The following is a 20060-nucleotide window of genomic DNA, read 5'->3' as shown; positions in this document are numbered from 1 at the left end:
GCACGGTTCAGGAGTCGAATTCGTACTCCAAGATGTACGCGGACGCATCCAGCACCATGTCGTTCACCTCGACCGCCGCACCGTCCGCATCGAAGGCCGTGCGGACAACGAGCACGACCGGCACACCGGCCGACAGGCCCAGCTGACCAGACTCCTCCGCGCTCGGGATCGACGGTGAAGTCGCCTACACCGCGGAGCTCCTGCTGTCGGAGTTGGTCGGCAATTCCATCCTGCATGCGCGGAAGCCGCCGGGGCGTGAGATCGGCGTACGCATCGCCCCGTACGACGGACGTCTGCGCGTGGAGGTCGCCGACGCGAACGACGGGCGGCCCGAGCCCCGACAGGCGGGTCCGGAAGACGAAGGCGGCCGTGGACTCACCCTCCTGCAATGCCTCGCCGAGCGCTGGGGCTGCTGCCCGCGCCTGCATGGCATCGGAAAGGTGAACTGGGCGGAGCTGGTGCTGCCACGATGAGTGTGACCAACGCGGCGGTACTGTCGGAACCGCCATACATCACACCGAATGTCCCTGATGAGGAGACCGCCGTGGCCGAGGCCCCCCCACCCCTACCGGACCACCCCGCGGCGCCCGACGACGCTGTCACGGTCACCCTCACCTACACGGGCAGTCAGGCCGAAGTGCTGCGCACGCTGGCCCTTCTGGAGGGGCGCACCCCAGAAGAAATTGCGCTGGATCACATCGCGCGCGGCGTGCCCCTGGCCTTCACCTCTTCCCTGGGAGAGGACTCGGAGGCGATGGCAACGCTGGCGCATGCGATGTTCGACGGCCCCTCGGACCTGGCCACCAGATCCGGCGAGAACCTCTTCCAGGAAGGCGACCGTTGAAGCGCCACCTGTTCGCCGTCGCGGATACGTCGGTCCTCCTCGCCATCTACAACCGCAAGGATTCCCACCATGAGTCCGCCGTGCAGGCCCTCTCCCTGGCCGATCGGCTCGTGGTGTCGCCGATGGTCCTGGCCGAACTGGACTATCACCTCACCACGAAGATCAGCGGCAAGGCCGCCGCGGACGCTCTGGCCAGCATGCGCGCATGGGCGAGCACTGATCGGCTCACGCTTGCCACCGTGAGTTGGCCGCTCCTGAGTGAAGCCGAGCACCTCATGCGTACGTACGCGGATCACGACGCCATCGGTATGACGGACGCAGTCAACGCCGTACTGGCCTGGTCGCTGCCGCAACCCGTCGTGCTCACCCTGGACCATCACTACCGAAACGTCATCGCACCCCGAACGTCCGCCGAAGCACCGCTACTTGCGCTGCCGGCAATCGAGTAATAGGCCTCAACCCAGGTGCGTCGGCGCGAACATCCGCAGCACCGCCGGAAGGACGACCACCGAGGGCCCCGGTGAACCGAGTGCCTTCGACAGGTCGTCCGACAGGGTCTCCGGGGTCGTACGGACCCCGGGGACCCCGAAGGACTCGGCCAGGGCCACGTAGTCGGGGCGGGTCAGCTCCGTCCCCGTAGCCTCGCCGAACGCGTCCGTCATGTACTCGCGCAGGATGCCGTAGCCGCCGTCGTCGACGATCAGCCAGGTGACGTTCAGGTCGTACTGGCGGGCGGTCGCCAACTCGGCGATGGAGTACGGGGCGCCGCCGTCGCCGGAGACCGCCAGGACCGGGACCGAAGGGTCGGCCACCGCCGCGCCCAGCGCCGCCGGGAAGGCGTAGCCCAGACCGCCGGCGCCCTGGGCCGAGTGCATGTGGTTGGGACCCTTGGCGTCGAAGGCCGACCAGGCCCAGTAGGCCAGGATCGTCATGTCCCAGAAGGAGGGGGCGGAGGCGGGCAGGGCCCGGCGGATCGACGCCAACAGCTCCTGTTCCAGGGTGAGTTCCTGAGCCGCGATACGGTCCGCAACGCGCGCCAGCACCTCCCGCACCCGCTCGGCGGCCTCCGCGTCCTCCCTCGGCGACACCGTCTCCAGCAGCGCCTGCAACGCCAGTCGCGCGTCCGCGTGGATACCGAGGGCCGGGTGGTTGGACTCCAGCTTGCCGAGGTCCGCCTCGATCTGGATCACCCGGCCGCGCGGCTTGAACGTGTGGTAGTTCGAGGAGAGTTCGCCGAGCCCCGAGCCGACCACCAGGAGGACATCCGCGTCCTCCAGGAAGTCCGTGGTGTACCGGTCCTCGATCCAGGACTGCAACGACAGCGGGTGCTGCCACGGGAACGCGCCCTTGCCGCCGGGGGTGGTGACCACCGGGGCCTTCAGGACCTCCGCCAGCTGCCGCAGCTTGCGGGACGCGTCCGCCCGTACGACTCCCCCGCCCGCGATGATCGCCGGGCGGGCGGCGCGGGACAGCAGGTCCGCCGCCACCGCCGTGAGTTCGGGACGCGGCGGCAGTTCCTCCGGGAACGCGTCGCCGCCCGTCACCACCGGGATCAGGGTCGGGGACAGCAGTACGTCCTGTGGGATCTCCACCCACACCGGCCCGTGCGGGGCGGTCAGCGCCGACTTCCAGGCCGCCTCGATCGCCGACGGGATCTGAGACTGGGTACGGACCGTGTGGACCGACTTGACCACGCCCCTGAACGAGGCGGACTGGTCCGGGAGTTCGTGCAGATAGCCGTGGCGGCCGCCGCCCAGGCCGGCGGTCGGGACCTGGCTGCTGATCGCCAGGACGGGGGCGGAAGCCGCGGCCGCCTCCTGGAGGGCGGCGAGGGAGGTCAGCGCCCCGGGCCCGGTGGACAGGAGCAGTGGGGCCGCCTCGCCCGTGATCCTGCCGTACGCGTCCGCCGCGAAGCCCGCGTTGTTCTCCACCCGCAGGCCGATGTAGCGCAGGTCGGAGCGCCGTAGCGCGTCGAACATGCCGAGCGCGTGCTGGCCGGGCAGCCCGAAGACGGTCGTCGCGCCGAGCCCGGCCAGGGTCTCCACGACCAGGTCTCCGCCGTTGCGGCCGGGAGGAGGGTTGAGAGCAGCGGAAATCTGCGCCTCCGTCGGGCGGAGCACCAGGTCGTGGTCGTGAGTCACTGCGCGCGGGCCTCTGCAATCTGGCGGGACATGATCGTGGTCAGTTCGTAGGCGGTGTGGGAGGCCGCCACCGACGTGATCTCCGCGTGGTCGTACGCGGGGGCCACCTCGACGACGTCCGCCGACACCAGCTTGCACGATGCCAGGCCCCGAAGGATCTCCAGCAGCTCGCGGGAGGTCATGCCGCCCGCCTCGGGGGTGCCCGTGCCGGGCGCGTGCGCCGGGTCCAGGCAGTCGATGTCGATGGAGATGTAGAGCGGGCGGTCCCCGATGCGCTGCCGGAGCTGGTCGGCGATCTCGTCCACGCCCCGCCGCATGACATCCGCGGACGTGACGATCCCGAAGCCCAGCTTCTCGTCGTCGGTCAGGTCCTGCTTGCCGTACAGCGGCCCGCGGGTGCCCACGTGGGAGAGCGCCGAGGTGTCCAGGATCCCCTCCTCGACCGCCCGCCGGAACGGTGTCCCGTGCGTGTACTCGGCACCGAAGTACGTGTCCCAGGTGTCCAGGTGCGCGTCGAAGTGCAGCAGCGCGACCGGGCCGTGCTTCTTCGCGACGGACCTCAGCAGCGGGAGGGCGATGGTGTGGTCGCCGCCGAGCGTCATCAGCCGCGCGCCCGTCCCCAGCAGCTCGTCCGCCGCCGCCTCGATCGTCTCGACGGCCTCGTTGATGTTGAAGGGGTTGACCGCGATGTCCCCGCCGTCCGCGACCTGGGCGAGGGCGAAGGGGGAGGCGTCCTGCGCCGGGTTGTACGGGCGCAGCAGCCGGGAGGCCTCACGGATCGCGTTGCCGCCGAAGCGGGCGCCGGGCCGGTAGGAGACACCCGAGTCGAACGGCACCCCGACCACGGCGACATCGGCCCGGCCGACCTCGTCGAGGCGCGGCAGCCGGGCGAAGGTCGCGGGTCCGGCGTAGCGCGGGATGCGGGAGGAGTCGACGGGGCCGCGGGGCGTCTCGAGGGAGCTCATGGTCGTATGCCTTCCTTCTGTCTTCTTCTTCGATGCCGTCCGGTCTACCGGGGTGCCGGGACCGGTTCGGGAGCACTGCCGCGCCCGGCGAGTCGCTCGCGCCACGCATCGAGTACGGCGGTGTCGGTCGCCGGGGTCGCCAGGGATACGGCGACGAAGGCGACCAGGGAGGCCGGCAGGCCGTAGTACACGGGCTCGTTGGCGAGGATGCCGTAACCCGCCATCAGGCCGATGACGGCGAGGCCGCCGACGATCACGGAGGCGAGCGCGCCCTGGGCCGTGCCCCGCCTCCACAGCAGTCCGCCGAGGATCGGGACGAGGAGGCCGCCGACCAGCAGGTTGTACGCCACCGTCAGTGCCTCGACGACGTTGTTGAGGGCGATCGCCGTGCAGATCACGGCCACGCCCATGACGAGGATGAAGGCGCGGTTGCCCCGCACCTCGTCGTGATCGCCGGCGGTCGTCCTCCCCCGCAGCCGCGACCAGATGTCGTTGTTGGCGACGGTCGCGCAGGCGATCAGGGCGCCGGAGGAGGTCGACATCACGGCGGCGAGTGCGGCGGCCAGCACCAGACCCCGTACGCCGACCGGGAGTTCGTCCTTGACGATGGTCGCGAAGGCGTCGTCGGCGTTGGCCAGGTTGGGGTAGAGGACCTTGGCGGCCGTGCCGATGACGGCGCCCGCGAGGGCGTACGCGAGACAGTAGGTACCCGCGACCGTGCCGCCCCACTTGGCGGTCGTGTCGCTGCGGGCGGTGAAGACGCGCTGCCAGATGTCCTGACCGATGAGCATGCCGAAGGTGTAGATCAGGACGTAGGTGAAGATCGTCTCGCCGCCGATGCCCAGCGGGTCGAAGTACTCGGTGGGAAGTTTCGCCTTCATCTCGCTGAAGCCGCCCGCCTTGACGACGGCGATGGGCAGGAGCAGGAGCAGAACGCCGATGGTCTTCACCACGAACTGGACCATGTCGGTGAGGGTGATGGACCACATGCCGCCGAGCGTCGAGTAGGCGACGACGATCGAGCCGCCGAGGACGATCGCGACGGTCCGGTTCATGTCGAAGAGGACGTCGAAGATCGTGGCGTAGGCGATGGTGGACGTCACCGCGAGCATGAGGGTGTACGCCCACATGACCACGCCGGAGATGACCCCGGCCCGGCCGCCGTACCGGAGGTCCAGCATCTCGGAGACGGTGTAGACCTTGAGGCGGGCGATGCGGGCGGAGAAGAAGACGGACAGGGCGAGCAGGCCGAGGCCGATGGTGAAGACCATCCAGGCGCCGGAGAGGCCGTACTGGTAGCCGAGGCCGACGCCGCCGATGGTGGACGCGCCGCCGAGGACGATCGCGGCCATGGTGCCGGAGTACATGGCGGGCCCGAGCCGGCGGCCTGCCACGAGGAACTCGCTCTTGGACCTGGCGCGGCGCATGCCCCACCAGCCCATGGCCAGCATGCCGGCCAGGTAGACGACGATGACGGTGTAGTCGACGGCCATGAGGCCCTCCTTCTGCCGGTCTGCGCCTGCCGGTCTGCGTCGACAGTAGGTGGCTTGAAAGCGGCTGCGAAGTGTACGTTTCATCCATTCGAGCGGTACTGGATGGAGGGAACGTCCACCATGCCGGACCCGGCTGTCCCACCCACCCCGCCGGTCCCGCTGGCCGCGCTGCTGGCCCGCGAGGACCTGGGCCTACGGCAGATCGCGGGACCCTCGGACCCCGCCACGGTGATCCACTGGGCGCACACCTCGGAGATGGCGGACCCGTATCCGTATCTGCTGGGCGGTGAGCTGCTGCTGACGGCGGGGGTGCACATCCCGGAGGCGGCGGGCTCCGGGACCTACTTCGACGACTACGTCTCACGGATCGTCGCGGCGGGCGGGGCGGCGCTCGGCTTCGGGCTGGCGCCGGTTCACGACACGGTCCCGCGCGCGCTGGTCGCGGCCTGCGACGCGTACGAGCTCCCGCTGCTGGAGGTGCCACCCCGGACCACGTTCTCCGGCGTGGCCCGCGCGGTCTGGCAGCTCATGGCCCAGGCCCGCCACGCAGAGCTCCGCCGGGTGACGGAGGCCCAGCAGAGCCTGGCGGCGGCCGCGTCCCGCCCGGACCCGGTGCCGTCGGTGCTGCGCCAGCTGGCGCAGCGGGTCGGGGGGCGGGCGGTGCTGTTCGGGCCGGACGGGGCGGAGGTCGCGGCGGCGGGGCGGGGGCTCGACGAAACGGAGGGTGCGGGGGCCGGAGGGAGGGCTGAGGGGGCTCCCGGCGCGGGGGCTCGCGGCGCGGGGGCTCCCGGCGCGGGGGCTCCCGGCGCGGGGGCTCCCGGCGCGGGGGCGAAAGCGCGGAACGCGCCCGCCGGACGGCCGCCCGCGGAGACCCTGGCCGCCGCCGGGCACGGGGAGCGGGGCGAGGGACAGGGTGTTCGGGAGGCGCTGGCGAGGCTGGCGCTGGTGGTCCGGCCGACGGCACCGCTGGTGCCCGGTGGCACGGCGCCGACGGGAGCGGGCTCCCGCACCACACGCCCGGCGACCCCGGCCATACCCAGCGGCAGCGCCCCGACGACGACGCCGGGCTCCCGCACCACACCCCCGGCCCTACCCGGCGCCACCGCCCCAACGACGGCGCCGGGCTCCCGCACCGCGCCCGGCGCTTCCGCGTCGGCTTCTCGCACGTCCCACGCCCCCGCCGACGTCCGCACAGCCCCGGCCACCCCGCCCCTCACCTCCCCCCGCGCCACCCCCACCCCCACCTCCGCCACCGACACCGTCTCCGGCCTCCACCTGGCCGCCTACGCCCTCGGTGCCGGACACGGCTTCGTGCTCGGGGTCGTCGCGCCCCACCGCCAACCGGGTGACCACACCATCGCCTCCGTCGCCGCCGTACTGCTGTCGTTGCTCACCGGTGAGCATCAGAGCGGGTCGGGCGCGGCGCGGTCGTCGGCGCTGGTGCGGATGCTGCTCGGGGCGACGGTGCAGGACGTGGCTCCGCTGCTCGGCGGGGACCGGTGGCTGGTCGTGCACGCGCGGCCCGACGCCCCGGCCGCCCTCGACCCCGTCGCCGCCTCCGCGCTGGGCGCGGCGCTCGGGTCGCCGTTGGTCGACGTGGCGCGGGATGTCGTACGGGTGCTGCTGCCCGCCGACCGGGAACCGGGCCCGCAGCCCGGGTGGACGCTCGGGGTCAGTGCCCTCGCCGGACCGGCGGAGTGGGCCGTCGCCGACGCCCAGGCAGGGCGGGCGCTGGCCCGCGCCCGGGCCGTCCGTGCCGAGCTGGTCCGGTACGGGGCCCGCCCGGCGCTCGCGGACCTGGTGCCGGAGGCGGACGCCGAGGCGCATGCCCGGGCGCTCCTGGCACCGCTGAGCCCCGCCCTCGCCGAGACCCTGCGGACCTGGCTGTCCCTGCACGGCAGTTGGGACCGTACGGCGGTCGCACTGGGGGTGCACCGCAACACCGTCCGGCAGCGGATCGCGAAGTGCGCGGCGCTGCTGGAGGCGGACCTGGACGACCCCGACGTACGGATGGAGCTGTGGTTCGCGCTGCGGCGACCATGATCACGTGACCCGCGTCCCAGCGTGCGGGATGCGCGGCGGTCCCGTGAAGGAGTGCATCAGAATGGGAGGCATGCCGATACCCGGGACACCCAGCCGCGCCGAGCTCGTCGACCACCTTGTGAAGACCCGTATCGCGGGTGAGGTCGCCACCCCGCGTGAGAACAACCTCTCGCACTACCGCCAGCTGGCGAACGGCAACCGCCACTACTGGCTCGGCCTGGAGCTCGGGGACCGCTGGAGCGACGAGCAGGACGTGCTCGCGGTGATGGCGGAGCGGGTGGGGGTCAACGACGACCCGGAGTACCGGTACGGCCAGGACACCATCGACCCCGAGCTGACCGTGAGCGCGCTGGAGCGGATGGCGGCGCGGCTGCGCAAGGCGGCGGACGGGCAGCAGCGGGTGCTGTTCGCGACCGGTCACCCCGGCGGCATGCTCGACGTCCACCACGCCACCGCCGCCGCGCTGCGCACGGCCGGCTGCGAGATCGTGGTCATCCCGGACGGGCTGCAGACGGACGAGGGGTACGTCATGCAGTTCGCGGACGTGGCGGTCCTGGAGCACGGGGCCACGCTCTGGCACACCCACTCCGGCGAGCCGATGAAGGCCATCCTCACGGCCCTGGAGCGCGAGGGCCGCCCGCTGCCCGACCTGGTCGTCGCCGACCACGGCTGGGCGGGCTACGCCGGACAGCACGGCGTGGACTCGGTGGGCTACGCCGACTCCAACGACCCGGCGCTCTTCGTCGGCGAGTCGGAGGGCACGGTCCAGGTGACGGTCCCGCTCGACGACCACGTGTTGAGCCCGCGCTACTACGACCCGATGACGGCGTATCTGCTCGGCGAGGCGGGCCTGCGCTAGGCCTGTCCGGCGGATCGGGCCGGCCGCGGGGAGCGGTGCCGATCGGTGTGGGTGCACGCGGCACGGCAGCACGTCGAGCCGCACGGCAGAGCCGGGCGAAGCTCGGTGGGGCAACAGCTCCGTAGGGCGACAAACGGCAAGGACACGGCAGCTCGGCCACCCGGGCGCCCCGCACCTGGGCGCGGTGGCGCGACGTCGGCATGATCCGCCTGGTCGGCCCAGTCGCCGGCCCGCTCAGGGGCGCCGCGGGGCGCGGACCACGCCCTCCTGGATCACCGAGATGGCCAGTCGCCCGTCCTGCGTGTAGATCCGGGCCTGGCCGAGGCCGCGGCCGCCGGAGGCCGACGGGGACTCCTGGTCGTACAGGAGCCATTCGTCGGCGCGGAAGGGGCGGTGGAACCACATCGCGTGGTCCAGGGACGCTCCCACGACGTCACCGACCGCCCAGCCGCCGCGGCCGTGCGCGAGGAGGATCGAGTCGAGGAGCGTCATGTCGGAGACGTACGTGGCGAGGACGACGTGCAGCAGTGGGTCGTCAGCGAGCTTGCCGTTGGTGCGGAACCAGACCTGCGAGTGGGGTTCGCGGGGCTCGCCGAACTTTCCGTACGGCGGCTCCTCGACATAGCGCAGGTCGATCGCCTCGCGGGTCTCCAGGAACCGCTCCACGACCTCCGGGGGCAGGTGGTCGTAGCCGCGCAGCCGGTCCGCGGAGGTGGGCAGCGTGGCCGGGTCGGGGGCGGCCGGCATGGCGGCCTGGTGGTCGAAGCCCTCCTCGTGCCGCTGGAAGGACGCGGAGAGGGCGAAGATCGGCTGGCCGTGCTGGACCGCGACCACGCGGCGCGCGGTGAAGGAGCGGCCGTCGTTCATGCGGTCGACCGTGTAGACGATCGGGGCGCCCGGGTCACCGGGGCGCAGGAAGTACGCGTGCAGGGAGTGGGCGAGCCGGTCCTCGGAAACCGTCCGCCCGGCGGCGACCAGCGCCTGCGCCGCGACCTGCCCGCCGAAGACGCGGGGGACGACAGCGGGGCGGGACGCGCCGCGGAAGATGCCCTCCTCGATCTGCTCGAGGTCGAGCAGATCGAGGAGGTCCTGGAGTGCCTGGCTCATGAAGCAGTTGTACCGGCCGGTGATATCGCGCGGCTTACAGGCCCATGTCCTTCGCGATGATCGACTTCATGATCTCGCTGGTGCCGCCGTAGATGCGGTTGACGCGGTTGTCCGCGTACAGGCGGGCGATCGGGTACTCGTTCATGAAGCCGTAGCCGCCGTGCAGCTGGAGGCAGCGGTCGATGACGCGGTGCGCGACCTCGGTGGTGAACAGCTTGGCGCTGGCGGCCTCGGCGGGGGTGAGCTCGCCGGCGTCGAGGGCTTCGAGGGCGCGGTCGACGACGGCCTCGGCCGCGTCCACCTCGGCCTGGCAGGCGGCCAGCTCGAACTTGGTGTTCTGGAAGGACGCGACCGGCTTGCCGAAGACGGTGCGCTCCTGGACGTACTCCTTGGCGAACCGCACCGCGGCCTTGGCCTGGGCGTAGGCGCCGTAGGCGATACCCCAGCGCTCGGAGGCGAGGTTGTGGCCGAGGTAGTAGAAGCCCTTGTTCTCCTCGCCGAGGAGGTCCTCGACGGGAACCTTGACGTCGACGAACGCGAGCTCGGCGGTGTCGGAGGTCTTCAGGCCCAGCTTGTCGAGCTTGCGGCCGATGGAGTAGCCCTCGGACTTGGTGTCCACGGCGAACAGGGAGATGCCGAAGCGGCGGTCCTCGGCGGTGGGCGCGGAGGTGCGGGCGCAGACGATCACGCGGTCGGCGTGGACGCCGCCGGTGATGAAGGTCTTGGAGCCGTTGAGGACGTAGTGCGTGCCGTCCTCGGAGAGCTTGGCGGTGGTCTTCATGCCCGCGAGGTCGGAGCCGGTGCCCGGCTCGGTCATCGCGAGGGCCCACATCTCCTCGGCGGAGACGAACTTCGGCAGGAAGCGCTTCTTCTGCTCGTCGGTGGCGAGCATCTTGATGTACGGCAGGCCGAGCAGGACGTGCACACCGGAGCCGCCGAACTGCACACCCGCGCGGGCCGTCTCCTCGTACATCACGGCCTCGAACTTGTACGAGTCGATGCCGGCGCCGCCGTACTCCTCGTCCACGCGGATGCCGAAGATGCCGAGCTCGGCGAGCTTGTAGTAGAAGTCGCGCGGCGCCTGGCCGGCCGCGAACCACTCGTCGTAGACGGGGACGACCTCGGCCTCGATGAAGGCGCGCAGGGTCTCCCGGAACGCCTCGTGGTCCTCGTTGAACACAGTACGGCGCACCGCCGCCACCTCCAGGTACGTGTCTAAGCGCTTGCTCAGAACATCAAGGTACCGGCGGGTAGGGAGAGGCGTCCAGAGGTGATCCCGTAACGCTCGTCACGCTCAGACCGGGCCGGAACCTCCGCCGAGGCCGACGAGCGCTTCCGCCAGCGTCCCCCAGCCGGCGACCGGGAAGACGACCCGGATCCAGGAGCCGTCGTCGAAGCCGGGTGCCGTGGCCGACGTCGTTCCGCTTCCTGAACCACGCCACGCGTTCTCGGGGCACACCCCATGCGCGGTGAAGTCCGGCCTCGACCTTGCGCCCGTCCGGGGACTTCTGCACATGGACCACGTGCAGGCCCCGGTCCCCGAGGAGGAGGACCGACACGGCGGCGCGGTCGTCACGGGGCTGGAGTACGCGAGCCAGCTGCCCCGCCACACTCTCCCAGCCGCCGGAGAGCGCCTGCGCCGCTTTCCCGGCCCTGTCGTCGAGCGCGTCCACCGCGGCGTTCACGAGGTTGAGCCGGTCCATGACGCGCTCGGTTCCGGCCGCCCGGTCCAGCAGACGGTCGGTGGTCGACCTCGCCGCGGGGAACGCCTCGGGCCGCAGGCGGTTCGGCGGGACCGGCACCCCCTCGCCGACCGCCACGACATGGGAGTCCACCAGCCGCTCCCCGGCGGGCAGGGCGGACCCTGCCCGCCCGCGGGCCTCGCGAGCGACGGCGTGCGGGTCGGGGCCCGAGACCCAGGACTTCAGGCCCGACCAGGAGAGCACCTCCGAGAACTTCACCCGAACACTTCCCTCACTGACTTCCCGGAGAAACAGCCGCCGCACCATCGCTGTGAAAACGACGGCGACGGCATCGGATGCGACTCCGGCCGACCGGAACTCCGGCCCGCCCCGCTCAGTCGGTGGCCGCCGCCGCGAACGCCCCCCGAGCCATCCGGTGCAGCAGCTCCGCCGTGGCCCCCCGCCCAGGGAGCGATCCCGGCCGGCCCAGGTGCGGGGTCGAGTTCAGGAGTCCGAAGACCGAGTGGACCGCGGAGCGGGCCGTGGGTTCGGTCAGGGGTGGGTAGACCTCGCGTACGACCCCCACCCACAGCTCGACGTACTGCCGCTGGAGCTGCCGGACCAGCTTGCGGTCGCTGTCGCGGAGGCGGTCCAGCTCGCGGTCGTGGAGGGTGATGAGGGGGCGGTCGTCGAGGGCGAAGTCGATGTGCCCCTCGATCAGGGAGTCGAGGAGGGCCTCCGCATCGCCGCCGTCCGACTCCGCCACCCTGCGCTTCCCACCCGTCAGCAGCTGCCCGCTGATCCCCACCAGCAGCTCCGCGAGCATCGCGTCCTTGCCCGCGAAGTGGCGGTAGAGACCGGGGCCGCTGATCCCGACCGCCGCGCCTATCTCGTCCACGCCCACGCCGTGGAACCCGCGCTCGGCGAACAGCCGCGCGGCTTCCTTGAGGATCTGCTCGCGGCGGGTGGGGGCGTCGGTTCTGGTGGCCATGAGAGCAATTCTAGACAGGGAGGTTAGCGGTCGTTAACCTGAGAGAGATGGTTAACGCTCATTAACAGGCGATCACTGGGTGAGGGGACCGCGGGACATGGATCAGGCACCCGAGCTGACGAGCGGGGCGGACCCCGCGTCGGAGGCCTGGAAGGCCAACGAGGAGGCCCACCGGGCCCTCGTGGACGAGCTGCGGGACAAGCTCGCCGCGGCCCGGCTGGGCGGCGGGGAAAAGGCGCGCGAGCGGCACACCGCGCGCGGGAAGCTGCTGCCCCGGGACCGGGTCGACACGCTCCTCGACCCCGGCTCGCCCTTCCTGGAGCTGGCCCCGCTCGCCGCCGACGGGATGTACGACGGACAGGCCCCGGCCGCCGGCGTCATCGCCGGGATCGGCAGGGTGAGCGGGCGCGAGTGTGTGGTCGTCGCCAATGACGCCACTGTCAAGGGCGGCACGTACTACCCGATGACGGTGAAGAAGCACCTGCGCGCGCAGGAGGTCGCCCTCGACAACCGGCTCCCCTGCGTCTACCTCGTGGACTCCGGCGGCGCCTTCCTGCCCATGCAGGACGAGGTCTTCCCGGACCGCGAGCACTTCGGGCGGATCTTCTACAACCAGGCCCGGATGTCCGCCCGGGGGATTCCGCAGATCGCCGCCGTGCTCGGCTCGTGCACCGCGGGCGGCGCCTACGTCCCCGCCATGAGCGACGAGGCCGTGATCGTCCGCAACCAGGGCACGATCTTCCTCGGCGGCCCCCCGCTCGTGAAGGCCGCCACCGGCGAGGTCGTCACCGCGGAGGAGCTCGGCGGCGGCGAGGTGCACTCCCGGGTCTCCGGCGTCACCGACCACCTCGCCGAGGACGACGCCCATGCGCTGAGGATCGTGCGGAACATCGCCGCGACGCTCCCCGCGCGCGGGCCGCTGCCCTGGTCCGTCGAGGCCACCGTGGAGCCCAAGGTCGACCCCTACGGCCTCTACGGCGCCGTCCCCACCGACTCCCGCACCCCCTACGACGTCCGCGAGATCATCGCGCGCATCACCGACGGCTCCCGTTTCGCCGAGTTCAAGGCCGAGTTCGGGCAGACCCTGGTCACCGGCTTCGCCCGGATCCACGGCCACCCGGTCGGGATCATCGGCAACAACGGCATCCTGTTCTCCGAATCCGCCCAGAAGGGCGCCCACTTCATCGAGCTGTGCGACCAGCGCGGCATCCCGCTGCTGTTCCTCCAGAACATCTCCGGCTTCATGGTCGGCAGGGATTACGAGGCGGGCGGCATCGCCAAGCACGGCGCCAAGATGGTCACCGCGGTCGCCTGCACGCGCGTGCCCAAGCTGACGGTCGTCGTGGGCGGTTCGTACGGCGCCGGGAACTACTCCATGTGCGGCCGGGCCTACTCCCCCCGCTTCCTGTGGATGTGGCCCAACGCCAAGATCTCCGTCATGGGCGGCGAGCAGGCCGCGTCGGTCCTCGCGACCGTGAAGCGGGACCAGCTGGAGGCGCGGGGCGAGGACTGGCCCACGGACGAGGAAGAGGCCTTCAAGGACCCGGTCCGCGCCCAGTACGAGCGCCAGGGCAACGCCTACTACGCCACCGCCCGCCTCTGGGACGACGGGGTCATCGACCCGCTGGACACCCGTCAGGTGCTCGGCCTGGCCCTGACCGCATGCGCCAACGCGCCGCTGGGCGACCCCCAGTTCGGCGTCTTCCGGATGTGAGGACCCATGTTTGACACAGTGCTTGTCGCCAACCGGGGCGAGATCGCGGTCCGCGTCATCCGCACGCTCAAGGTTCTGGGCGTACGCTCCGTCGCCGTCTTCTCCGACGCGGACGCCGACGCCCGGCACGTCCGCGAGGCCGACACCGCCGTACGCCTTGGACCGGCGCCGGCCGCCGAGAGCTATCTGTCCGTCGAGCGCCTCCTGCAGGCGGCCGCCCGCACCGGCGCCCAGGCCGTCCACCCCGGCTACGGCTTCCTCGCGGAGAACGCGGCCTTCGCGCGCGCGTGCGCCGACGCGGGGCTGGTCTTCATCGGCCCGCCCGCCGAAGCCATCTCCCTCATGGGCGACAAGATCCGCGCCAAGGAGACCGTGGAGGCGGCCGGGGTTCCGGTCGTACCCGGTGGCCGCGACCCCGAACTCGCCGAGGCCGCACAGGTGTTGGGCGCACCCGTGCTGCTGAAGCCCAGCGCGGGCGGTGGCGGCAAGGGCATGCGCCTGGTTCGCGACCTCACGGTCCTGGAGGACGAGATCGCCGCCGCCCGCCGCGAGGCCCGCGCCTCCTTCGGCGACGACACGCTGCTCGTGGAGCGGTGGGTGGACCGGCCCCGGCACATCGAGATCCAGGTCCTGGCGGACGGCCACGGCAACGTGATCCACCTCGGCGAGCGCGAGTGCTCGCTCCAGCGGCGGCACCAGAAGATCATCGAGGAGGCGCCCAGCGTCCTGCTCGACGAGGCCACGCGCGCGTCGATGGGCGAGGCCGCCGTCGAGGCGGCCCGCTCCTGCGGCTACCGGGGCGCGGGCACGGTGGAGTTCATCGTGCCGGGCGACGATCCGTCCTCGTACTACTTCATGGAGATGAACACCCGCCTCCAGGTGGAGCACCCGGTCACCGAGCTGGTCACCGGCCTGGACCTGGTGGAGTGGCAGCTGCGGGTGGCGGCGGGCGAGCGGCTGCCGTACGGGCAGGAGGACGTCCGGCTGACCGGGCACGCCGTCGAGGCCCGCGTCTGCGCGGAGGACCCGGCTCGCGGGTTCCTGCCTTCCGGCGGCACCGTGCTCCGGCTCCGCGAGCCTCAGGGCGACGGCGTCCGCACCGACTCCGGGCTCAGCGAGGGCACAGAGGTCGGCAGCCTGTACGACCCGATGCTGTCCAAGGTCATCGCGTACGGCCCGGACCGCGAGACCGCGCTCAGGAGGCTCAGGGCGGCGCTCGCGGAGACGGTCACGCTGGGCGTGCAGACCAACGCGGGGTTCCTGCGGCGGCTCCTTGCCCATCCGGACGTGGTGAAGGGCGAGTTGGACACCGGGCTCGTCGAGCGCGTGGTGGACGACCTGGTCTCCACCGACGTACCGGAGGAGGTGTACGAGGCGGCGGCGGCCGTACGCCTCGATGGGCTGCGGCCCCGGGGAGACGGCTGGACCGACCCGTTCTCGGTGCCGAGCGGTTGGCGGATGGGGGGCACGCCGAAGCCCCTCGGCTTCCACCTGCGGGTGCAGGACCCTGTCGAGTACGTCCCGCGCGGCGCCCACACCGTCACCGACGACCAGGTCTCGGTCGCCCTCGACGGCGTCCGCCACACCTTCCACCGCGCCGGTGACTGGGTGGGCCGTGACGGTGACGCCTGGCACGTGCGCGACCACGACCCGGTGGCCGCGTCCCTCACCCGTTCCGCGCACGCCGGCGCCGACTCGCTCACCGCGCCCATGCCCGGCACGGTGACCGTCGTGAAGGTCGCCGTCGGGGACGAGGTGGCCGCCGGCCAGAGCCTGCTCGTCGTCGAGGCCATGAAGATGGAGCACGTCATCTCCGCCCCGCACGCCGGCACCGTCGCCGAGCTGGACGTCACGCCGGGCACGACGGTCGCCATGGACCAGGTGCTGGCCGTGATCGCACCGCACGAGGAGGTGGCGCAGTGAGCCTGCCCATGACGATCCCCGAAGCGGGCCTGCCCGCCCGCGTCCGCATCCACGAGGTCGGCGCCCGAGACGGCCTGCAGAACGAGAAGTCGACCGTGCCGACGGAGGTCAAGGCGGAGTTCGTCCGCCGCCTCGCCGAGGCCGGGCTGACGACCATCGAGGCGACGAGCTTCGTCCACCCGAAGTGGGTGCCCCAACTCGCCGACGCGGAGCAGCTGTTCCCGCAGATCAGCGATCTCTCGGTGGACCTCCCGGTGCTCGTGCCGAACGAACGCGGCCTGGACCGGGCCCTGGCGCTGGGCGCGACCCGCGTGGCCGTGTTCGCCAGCGCCACCGAGTCCTTCGCCAAGGCCAACCTCAACCGCACGGTGGACGAGGCCCTCAAGATGTTCGAGCCGGTGGTGGCACGGGCGAAGGCCGAGGGCGTGCACGTCCGCGGCTACCTGTCGATGTGCTTCGGCGACCCGTGGGAGGGCGCGGTCCCGGTGCCCCAGGTCGTCAAGGTGTGCCGTGCCCTGCTCGACATGGGCTGCGACGAGCTGAGCCTCGGCGACACGATCGGGGTGGCGACCCCGGGCCACGTACGCGCACTGCTCACCGAACTCGACGTACCGGTCGAGAAGGTGGGCGTGCACTTCCACGACACGTACGGCCAGGCGCTCGCCAACACCCACGCCGCCCTCCAGCACGGCGTCACCACCGTGGACGCCTCCGCGGGCGGCCTCGGCGGCTGTCCCTACGCCAAGTCCGCCACCGGCAACCTCGCCACCGAGGACCTGGTGTGGATGCTTCAGGGCCTCGGCATCGACACCGGCGTCGACCTCGGCCGCCTCGTCGCCACCAGCGCCTGGATGGCCGAACACCTGGGCCGACCCAGCCCGTCCCGCACCGTCCGCGCCCTCTCCCACCAGGAGTGAACCCCCGATGGACCACCGTCTCTCCCCCGAACTGGAAGAACTCCGCCGTACGGTCGAGCAGTTCGCCCATGACGTAGTGGCGCCGAAGATCGGCGAGTACTACGAGCACCACGAGTTCCCTTACGAGATCGTCCGCGAGATGGGCCGCATGGGCCTGTTCGGGCTGCCGTTCCCCGAGGAGTACGGCGGGATGGGCGGCGACTACCTGGCGCTGGGCCTCGTCCTCGAGGAACTCGCGCGCGTGGACTCGTCGGTGGCGATCACCCTGGAGGCCGGTGTCTCCCTGGGCGCCATGCCCCTGCACCTGTTCGGCACCGAGGAGCAGAAGCGCGAGTGGCTGCCCCGGCTGTGCTCGGGCGAGATCCTGGGCGCCTTCGGACTGACCGAGCCGGACGGCGGCAGCGACGCGGGGGCCACGCGTACGACGGCCCGCCTCGACCCGGACACCGACGAGTGGGTCATCAACGGCACCAAGTGCTTCATCACCAACTCCGGCACCGACATCACGGGCCTGGTCACCGTCACCGCAGTCACCGGGCGCAAGCCCGACGGCAAGCCGCTGATCTCCTCGATCATCGTCCCCTCGGGCACACCGGGCTTCACGGTCGCGGCGCCGTACTCGAAGGTCGGCTGGAACGCCTCCGACACCCGTGAGCTGTCCTTCTCCGACGTCCGGGTCCCGGCGGCGAACCTGCTGGGCGAACAGGGCCGTGGCTACGCCCAGTTCCTGCGGATCCTCGACGAGGGCCGGATCGCCATCGCGGCCCTCGCGACCGGGCTCGCGCAGGGCTGTGTGGACGAGTCGGTGAAGTACGCGAAGGAGCGGCAGGCCTTCGGGAAGCCCATCGGCGCCAACCAGGCGATCCAGTTCAAGATCGCCGACATGGAGATGAAGGCCCACACGGCCCGCCTCGCCTGGCGGGACGCGGCCTCGCGCCTGGTCTTGGGCGAACCCTTCAAGAAGGAGGCGGCCCTCGCCAAGCTGTACTCCTCCACGATCGCCGTGGACAACGCCCGCGACGCGACGCAGATCCACGGCGGCTACGGCTTCATGAACGAGTACCCGGTGGCCCGAATGTGGCGCGACTCCAAGATCCTGGAGATCGGCGAGGGCACGAGCGAGGTCCAACGGATGCTGATCGCCCGGGAGTTGGGGCTGGCGGGTTAAACCACAGCTCACAGGGCACGCACAGTCTCGACGGGGCGGCGCCCCCGCCCGCTGGACATTCGGTGAGGTTAGGCTAACCTACCTTCGAACTTGTCCGGCGGGCGCTTCGCCCCGTTCGAAAGCAGCCACACATGTCCCACGCAAGAGTCGCCCACCTCACCCGCCGCGGCATCCTCGCCGCGGGTGGCGCCCTCGGCCTCGGTGCCGTGCTCGCAGCCTGCGGAGACGACGACTCCAGCAGCGAGGGCTCTGGCAAGGAGACCACGGCCGCGAAGTCCGGGGCGTGGACCTTCAAGGACGACCGCGGCACGACCGTCAAGCTCGACAAGGTCCCCACGAAGATCGTCGCCTTCACCGGTGTCGCCGCCGCGCTGTACGACTACGGCATCGAGGTCAAGGGCGTCTTCGGCCCCACCAAGACCAAGGACGGCAAGGCCGACGTCCAGGCCGGCGACATGGACGTCAGCAAGCTGACGGTCTTCGGCAACGTCTGGGACCAGTTCAACGTCGAGGAGTACGCGGCCTTCGCGCCCGAGGTCCTCATCACCACGATGTTCGACAGCGCCGGCACGCTCTGGTACGTCCCGGCGGCCTCCGCGTCCAAGATCGCCAAGCTGGCGCCGAGCGTCGGCATTTCCGTGTACGACCGTCAGATCACCGCGCCCCTCCAGCGGGTGTGGGAGCTGGCCGAGTCCCTCGGCGCGGACATGACGGCGACGAAGGTCACCGACGCGAAGAAGCGGTTCGAGTCGGCGTCGGAGCGGTTGCGTGCCGCGACCAAGGCCCACCCCGACATCAAGGTGCTCGCCGGGTCCGCCGCGCAGGACGTCTTCTACGTCTCCGGGTCCAACCTCTCCATCGACCTCGAGTACTTCAAGGCGCTCGGTGTGAACTTCGTGGAGCCGTCGGCGTCCGTACTGAAGGCTTCCGGCGGTTGGTACGAGTCGCTGAGCTGGGAGAACGTCGACAAGTACAAGGCCGACATCATCATGATGGACGACCGTTCGGCGACGATCCAGCCGGCCGACATCACCGAGGCGACGTGGAAGAAACTGCCTGCGGTGGCGGCGGGGCAGGTCATCTCGCGGTCGCCCGAGCCGATTCTGTCGTACGACAAGTGCGTGGCGATGGTGGAGAACCTCGCGAAGGCTATTGAGACCGCGAAGAAGGTCAGTTAGCCGGTCGGGGGTGCGTGGTCGGCCGCGGGTACGTCGTGGCTGGTCGCGCAGTTCCCCGCGCCCCCAGGTAAGTGAACCTGACGTCGATTCAGGAGTTACCCCGTGACTACGGCCGTAGCCGCCCCGTTCCGTTTCTTCTCACTCCAGGTCGTGCGGACGAGGCGGCTTGGTCCGTCTCTCGTTCGGGTCACCTTCACCGGGGAGGACTTGGCGTACTTCTTCTCCGACGGACACGACCAGTCCCTCTCCCTCTTCCTCCCCGCCGAAGGGCGGACCGAGCCCGGGGTTCCCGTCGAGCTCGGGGACGGGTGGTGGCAGGCCTGGCGGGAGCAGCCGGATGATGTGCGGGCCGTGATGCGGTCGTACACGCTGCGGAGCCTGCGCCGGAACCCCGACGAGGTCGACATCGACTTCGTGCTGCACGAGCCGGCCGGACCCGCCTCCCGGTGGGCCGCGCGCGCCTGCGCGGGCGACCGGGTCCAGCTGCTCGGGCCCGCGATCGCCGACAACCGGGCCATCCGGTTCCGGCCGCCCGCCGACACCGATCTGGTGCTGCTGTGGGGTGACGAGACCGCGCTTCCCGCCGTCTCCGCGATCCTCGAAGCCCTGCCCGCCGGGCAGCGCGCCCGGGTCTGGCTGGAGGTGCACGACGCCGGGGACATCCAGGACCTGGCGACCGACGCGGACGCCGAGATCACCTGGCTCGTCGGGGAGAAGGCATCCGACAGCCTCCGGGAGGCCCAACTCCCGCCTGCCGAGCGGCCGTACGTCTGGATCGCCGGCGAGTCCGGGTGTGTGAAGGAGCTGCGCCGGCATTTCGTGCGGGAGCGCGGGATCGACCGGCGGCTGGTCACCTTCGTGGGCTACTGGCGTCTCGGCATGACCGAGGAGCAGCTGAGGGCTGCCGAATAACTCCCCCCGACGTGACGGCAGTCACGAGTGAGGTGCGTTTCCCTCCAGTTAACTTAGGTTAGGCTTACCTAAGTTGAAGCCGGGGTTCCGCCCCGCTCCTACCTCGTCCCGCACGGACTGTCC

At 71.3% G+C, this 20060-nt stretch carries 19 protein-coding genes; 11 read left to right on the top strand and 8 right to left on the bottom strand.

The features are described from left to right. Positions 1-7: 7 nt before the first annotated feature. Positions 8-124, bottom strand: coding sequence for a hypothetical protein (locus AB0D34_RS31790; RefSeq protein WP_362667726.1), 117 nt, complete (start codon positions 122-124; stop codon positions 8-10). A gap of 88 nt (positions 125-212) precedes the next feature. Between AB0D34_RS31790 and AB0D34_RS31785 the strand changes: the two genes are divergently transcribed. Genes AB0D34_RS31785 through AB0D34_RS31775 form a run of 3 tightly spaced genes read left to right on the top strand, consistent with a single transcriptional unit; the run spans position 213 to position 1293 of the window. Further along, on the top strand, positions 213-473 hold the full coding sequence (locus AB0D34_RS31785) for an ATP-binding protein (protein WP_362667723.1): 261 nt from the start codon (positions 213-215) through the stop codon (positions 471-473). Further along, complete coding sequence (locus AB0D34_RS31780) at positions 470-844, top strand: hypothetical protein (protein WP_362667721.1); 375 nt, start codon at positions 470-472, stop codon at positions 842-844. The genes AB0D34_RS31785 and AB0D34_RS31780 overlap by 4 nt, the downstream gene beginning before the upstream one ends. Then, positions 841-1293 (top strand): PIN domain-containing protein, encoded by a 453-nt coding sequence (locus AB0D34_RS31775; protein WP_362667718.1) that lies wholly within the window; start codon positions 841-843, stop codon positions 1291-1293. Before AB0D34_RS31780 ends, AB0D34_RS31775 begins: the two co-directional genes overlap by 4 nt. 6 nt (positions 1294-1299) lie before the next feature. On the opposite strand, the gene AB0D34_RS31770 is transcribed toward AB0D34_RS31775, so the two are convergent. From AB0D34_RS31770 to AB0D34_RS31760, 3 genes are read right to left on the bottom strand one after another with little or no spacing between them, the layout of a single operon-like run. Further along, positions 1300-2985 (bottom strand): thiamine pyrophosphate-binding protein, encoded by a 1686-nt coding sequence (locus tag AB0D34_RS31770; RefSeq protein WP_362667716.1) that lies wholly within the window; start codon positions 2983-2985, stop codon positions 1300-1302. Continuing rightward, positions 2982-3950: an agmatinase gene (speB, locus tag AB0D34_RS31765; protein ID WP_362667713.1), complete on the bottom strand. Its 969-nt coding sequence runs from the start codon at positions 3948-3950 to the stop codon at positions 2982-2984. Before speB ends, AB0D34_RS31770 begins: the two co-directional genes overlap by 4 nt. A gap of 44 nt (positions 3951-3994) precedes the next feature. Beyond that, positions 3995-5443: a sodium:solute symporter gene (locus AB0D34_RS31760; protein ID WP_362667711.1), complete on the bottom strand. Its 1449-nt coding sequence runs from the start codon at positions 5441-5443 to the stop codon at positions 3995-3997. A 120-nt stretch (positions 5444-5563) separates the two neighbouring features. On the opposite strand from AB0D34_RS31760, the gene AB0D34_RS31755 reads away from it, so the two are divergent. Together AB0D34_RS31755 and AB0D34_RS31750 are read left to right on the top strand one after the other, a co-directional pair. Continuing rightward, positions 5564-7486, top strand: coding sequence for a helix-turn-helix domain-containing protein (locus tag AB0D34_RS31755; RefSeq protein ID WP_362667708.1), 1923 nt, complete (start codon positions 5564-5566; stop codon positions 7484-7486). Between the two features lie 70 nt (positions 7487-7556). After that, positions 7557-8345, top strand: a complete 789-nt coding sequence (locus AB0D34_RS31750; RefSeq protein ID WP_362667705.1) for a phosphatase — start codon at positions 7557-7559, stop codon at positions 8343-8345. Positions 8346-8579: 234 nt separating this feature from the next. On the opposite strand, the gene AB0D34_RS31745 is transcribed toward AB0D34_RS31750, so the two are convergent. From AB0D34_RS31745 to AB0D34_RS31730, 4 genes are all read right to left on the bottom strand, one after another. Then, positions 8580-9452: an acyl-CoA thioesterase II gene (locus AB0D34_RS31745; RefSeq protein ID WP_362667702.1), complete on the bottom strand. Its 873-nt coding sequence runs from the start codon at positions 9450-9452 to the stop codon at positions 8580-8582. A 34-nt stretch (positions 9453-9486) separates the two neighbouring features. Continuing rightward, positions 9487-10644, bottom strand: coding sequence for an acyl-CoA dehydrogenase family protein (locus AB0D34_RS31740; RefSeq protein WP_362667700.1), 1158 nt, complete (start codon positions 10642-10644; stop codon positions 9487-9489). A gap of 43 nt (positions 10645-10687) precedes the next feature. Next, entirely contained in the window at positions 10688-11413 is a 726-nt protein-coding gene (locus tag AB0D34_RS31735) for a hypothetical protein (RefSeq protein WP_362667697.1), read from the bottom strand. Positions 11414-11528: 115 nt separating this feature from the next. Then, on the bottom strand, positions 11529-12125 hold the full coding sequence (locus AB0D34_RS31730; RefSeq protein WP_362667694.1) for a TetR/AcrR family transcriptional regulator: 597 nt from the start codon (positions 12123-12125) through the stop codon (positions 11529-11531). Positions 12126-12222: 97 nt separating this feature from the next. Here AB0D34_RS31730 and AB0D34_RS31725 point away from each other — a divergent pair, with 97 nt between their 5' ends. From AB0D34_RS31725 to AB0D34_RS31700, 6 genes are all read left to right on the top strand, one after another. Continuing rightward, positions 12223-13839 (top strand): carboxyl transferase domain-containing protein, encoded by a 1617-nt coding sequence (locus tag AB0D34_RS31725; RefSeq protein ID WP_362667691.1) that lies wholly within the window; start codon positions 12223-12225, stop codon positions 13837-13839. A 6-nt stretch (positions 13840-13845) separates the two neighbouring features. After that, positions 13846-15762, top strand: coding sequence for a biotin carboxylase N-terminal domain-containing protein (locus AB0D34_RS31720; RefSeq protein ID WP_362667689.1), 1917 nt, complete (start codon positions 13846-13848; stop codon positions 15760-15762). Further along, positions 15759-16679 carry a hydroxymethylglutaryl-CoA lyase gene (locus AB0D34_RS31715; protein WP_362667686.1) on the top strand — a complete coding sequence of 307 codons (921 nt, stop codon included), beginning with the start codon at positions 15759-15761 and terminating at the stop codon, positions 16677-16679. Before AB0D34_RS31720 ends, AB0D34_RS31715 begins: the two co-directional genes overlap by 4 nt. 7 nt (positions 16680-16686) lie before the next feature. Next, entirely contained in the window at positions 16687-17847 is a 1161-nt protein-coding gene (locus tag AB0D34_RS31710) for an acyl-CoA dehydrogenase family protein (protein WP_362667683.1), read from the top strand. 131 nt (positions 17848-17978) lie between these two features. Continuing rightward, positions 17979-19025, top strand: coding sequence for an ABC transporter substrate-binding protein (locus tag AB0D34_RS31705; RefSeq protein WP_362667680.1), 1047 nt, complete (start codon positions 17979-17981; stop codon positions 19023-19025). A 102-nt stretch (positions 19026-19127) separates the two neighbouring features. After that, complete coding sequence (locus AB0D34_RS31700; protein ID WP_362667678.1) at positions 19128-19937, top strand: siderophore-interacting protein; 810 nt, start codon at positions 19128-19130, stop codon at positions 19935-19937. Positions 19938-20060 lie beyond the last annotated feature (123 nt).

Origin of the sequence: Streptomyces sp. NPDC048420, from assembly GCF_040651535.1 — a bacterium.
Classification (GTDB): domain Bacteria; phylum Actinomycetota; class Actinomycetes; order Streptomycetales; family Streptomycetaceae; genus Streptomyces.
This window is presented reverse-complemented; position numbering and strand designations above follow the sequence as displayed.

Bases quoted from the DNA above. Each gene is read 5' to 3' on its own strand.
- AB0D34_RS31750 (WP_362667705.1), top strand. From the start codon at position 7,557: ATGCCGATACCCGGGACACCCAGCCGCGCCGAGCTCGTCGACCACCTT.
- AB0D34_RS31710 (WP_362667683.1), top strand. From the start codon at position 16,687: ATGGACCACCGTCTCTCCCCCGAACTGGAAGAACTCCGCCGTACGGTC.
- AB0D34_RS31725 (WP_362667691.1), top strand. From the start codon at position 12,223: ATGGATCAGGCACCCGAGCTGACGAGCGGGGCGGACCCCGCGTCGGAG.
- AB0D34_RS31760 (WP_362667711.1), bottom strand. From the start codon at position 5,443: ATGGCCGTCGACTACACCGTCATCGTCGTCTACCTGGCCGGCATGCTG.
- AB0D34_RS31730 (WP_362667694.1), bottom strand. From the start codon at position 12,125: ATGGCCACCAGAACCGACGCCCCCACCCGCCGCGAGCAGATCCTCAAG.
- AB0D34_RS31720 (WP_362667689.1), top strand. From the start codon at position 13,846: ATGTTTGACACAGTGCTTGTCGCCAACCGGGGCGAGATCGCGGTCCGC.
- speB (WP_362667713.1), bottom strand. From the start codon at position 3,950: ATGAGCTCCCTCGAGACGCCCCGCGGCCCCGTCGACTCCTCCCGCATC.
- AB0D34_RS31780 (WP_362667721.1), top strand. From the start codon at position 470: ATGAGTGTGACCAACGCGGCGGTACTGTCGGAACCGCCATACATCACA.
- AB0D34_RS31705 (WP_362667680.1), top strand. From the start codon at position 17,979: ATGTCCCACGCAAGAGTCGCCCACCTCACCCGCCGCGGCATCCTCGCC.
- AB0D34_RS31745 (WP_362667702.1), bottom strand. From the start codon at position 9,452: ATGAGCCAGGCACTCCAGGACCTCCTCGATCTGCTCGACCTCGAGCAG.
- AB0D34_RS31755 (WP_362667708.1), top strand. From the start codon at position 5,564: ATGCCGGACCCGGCTGTCCCACCCACCCCGCCGGTCCCGCTGGCCGCG.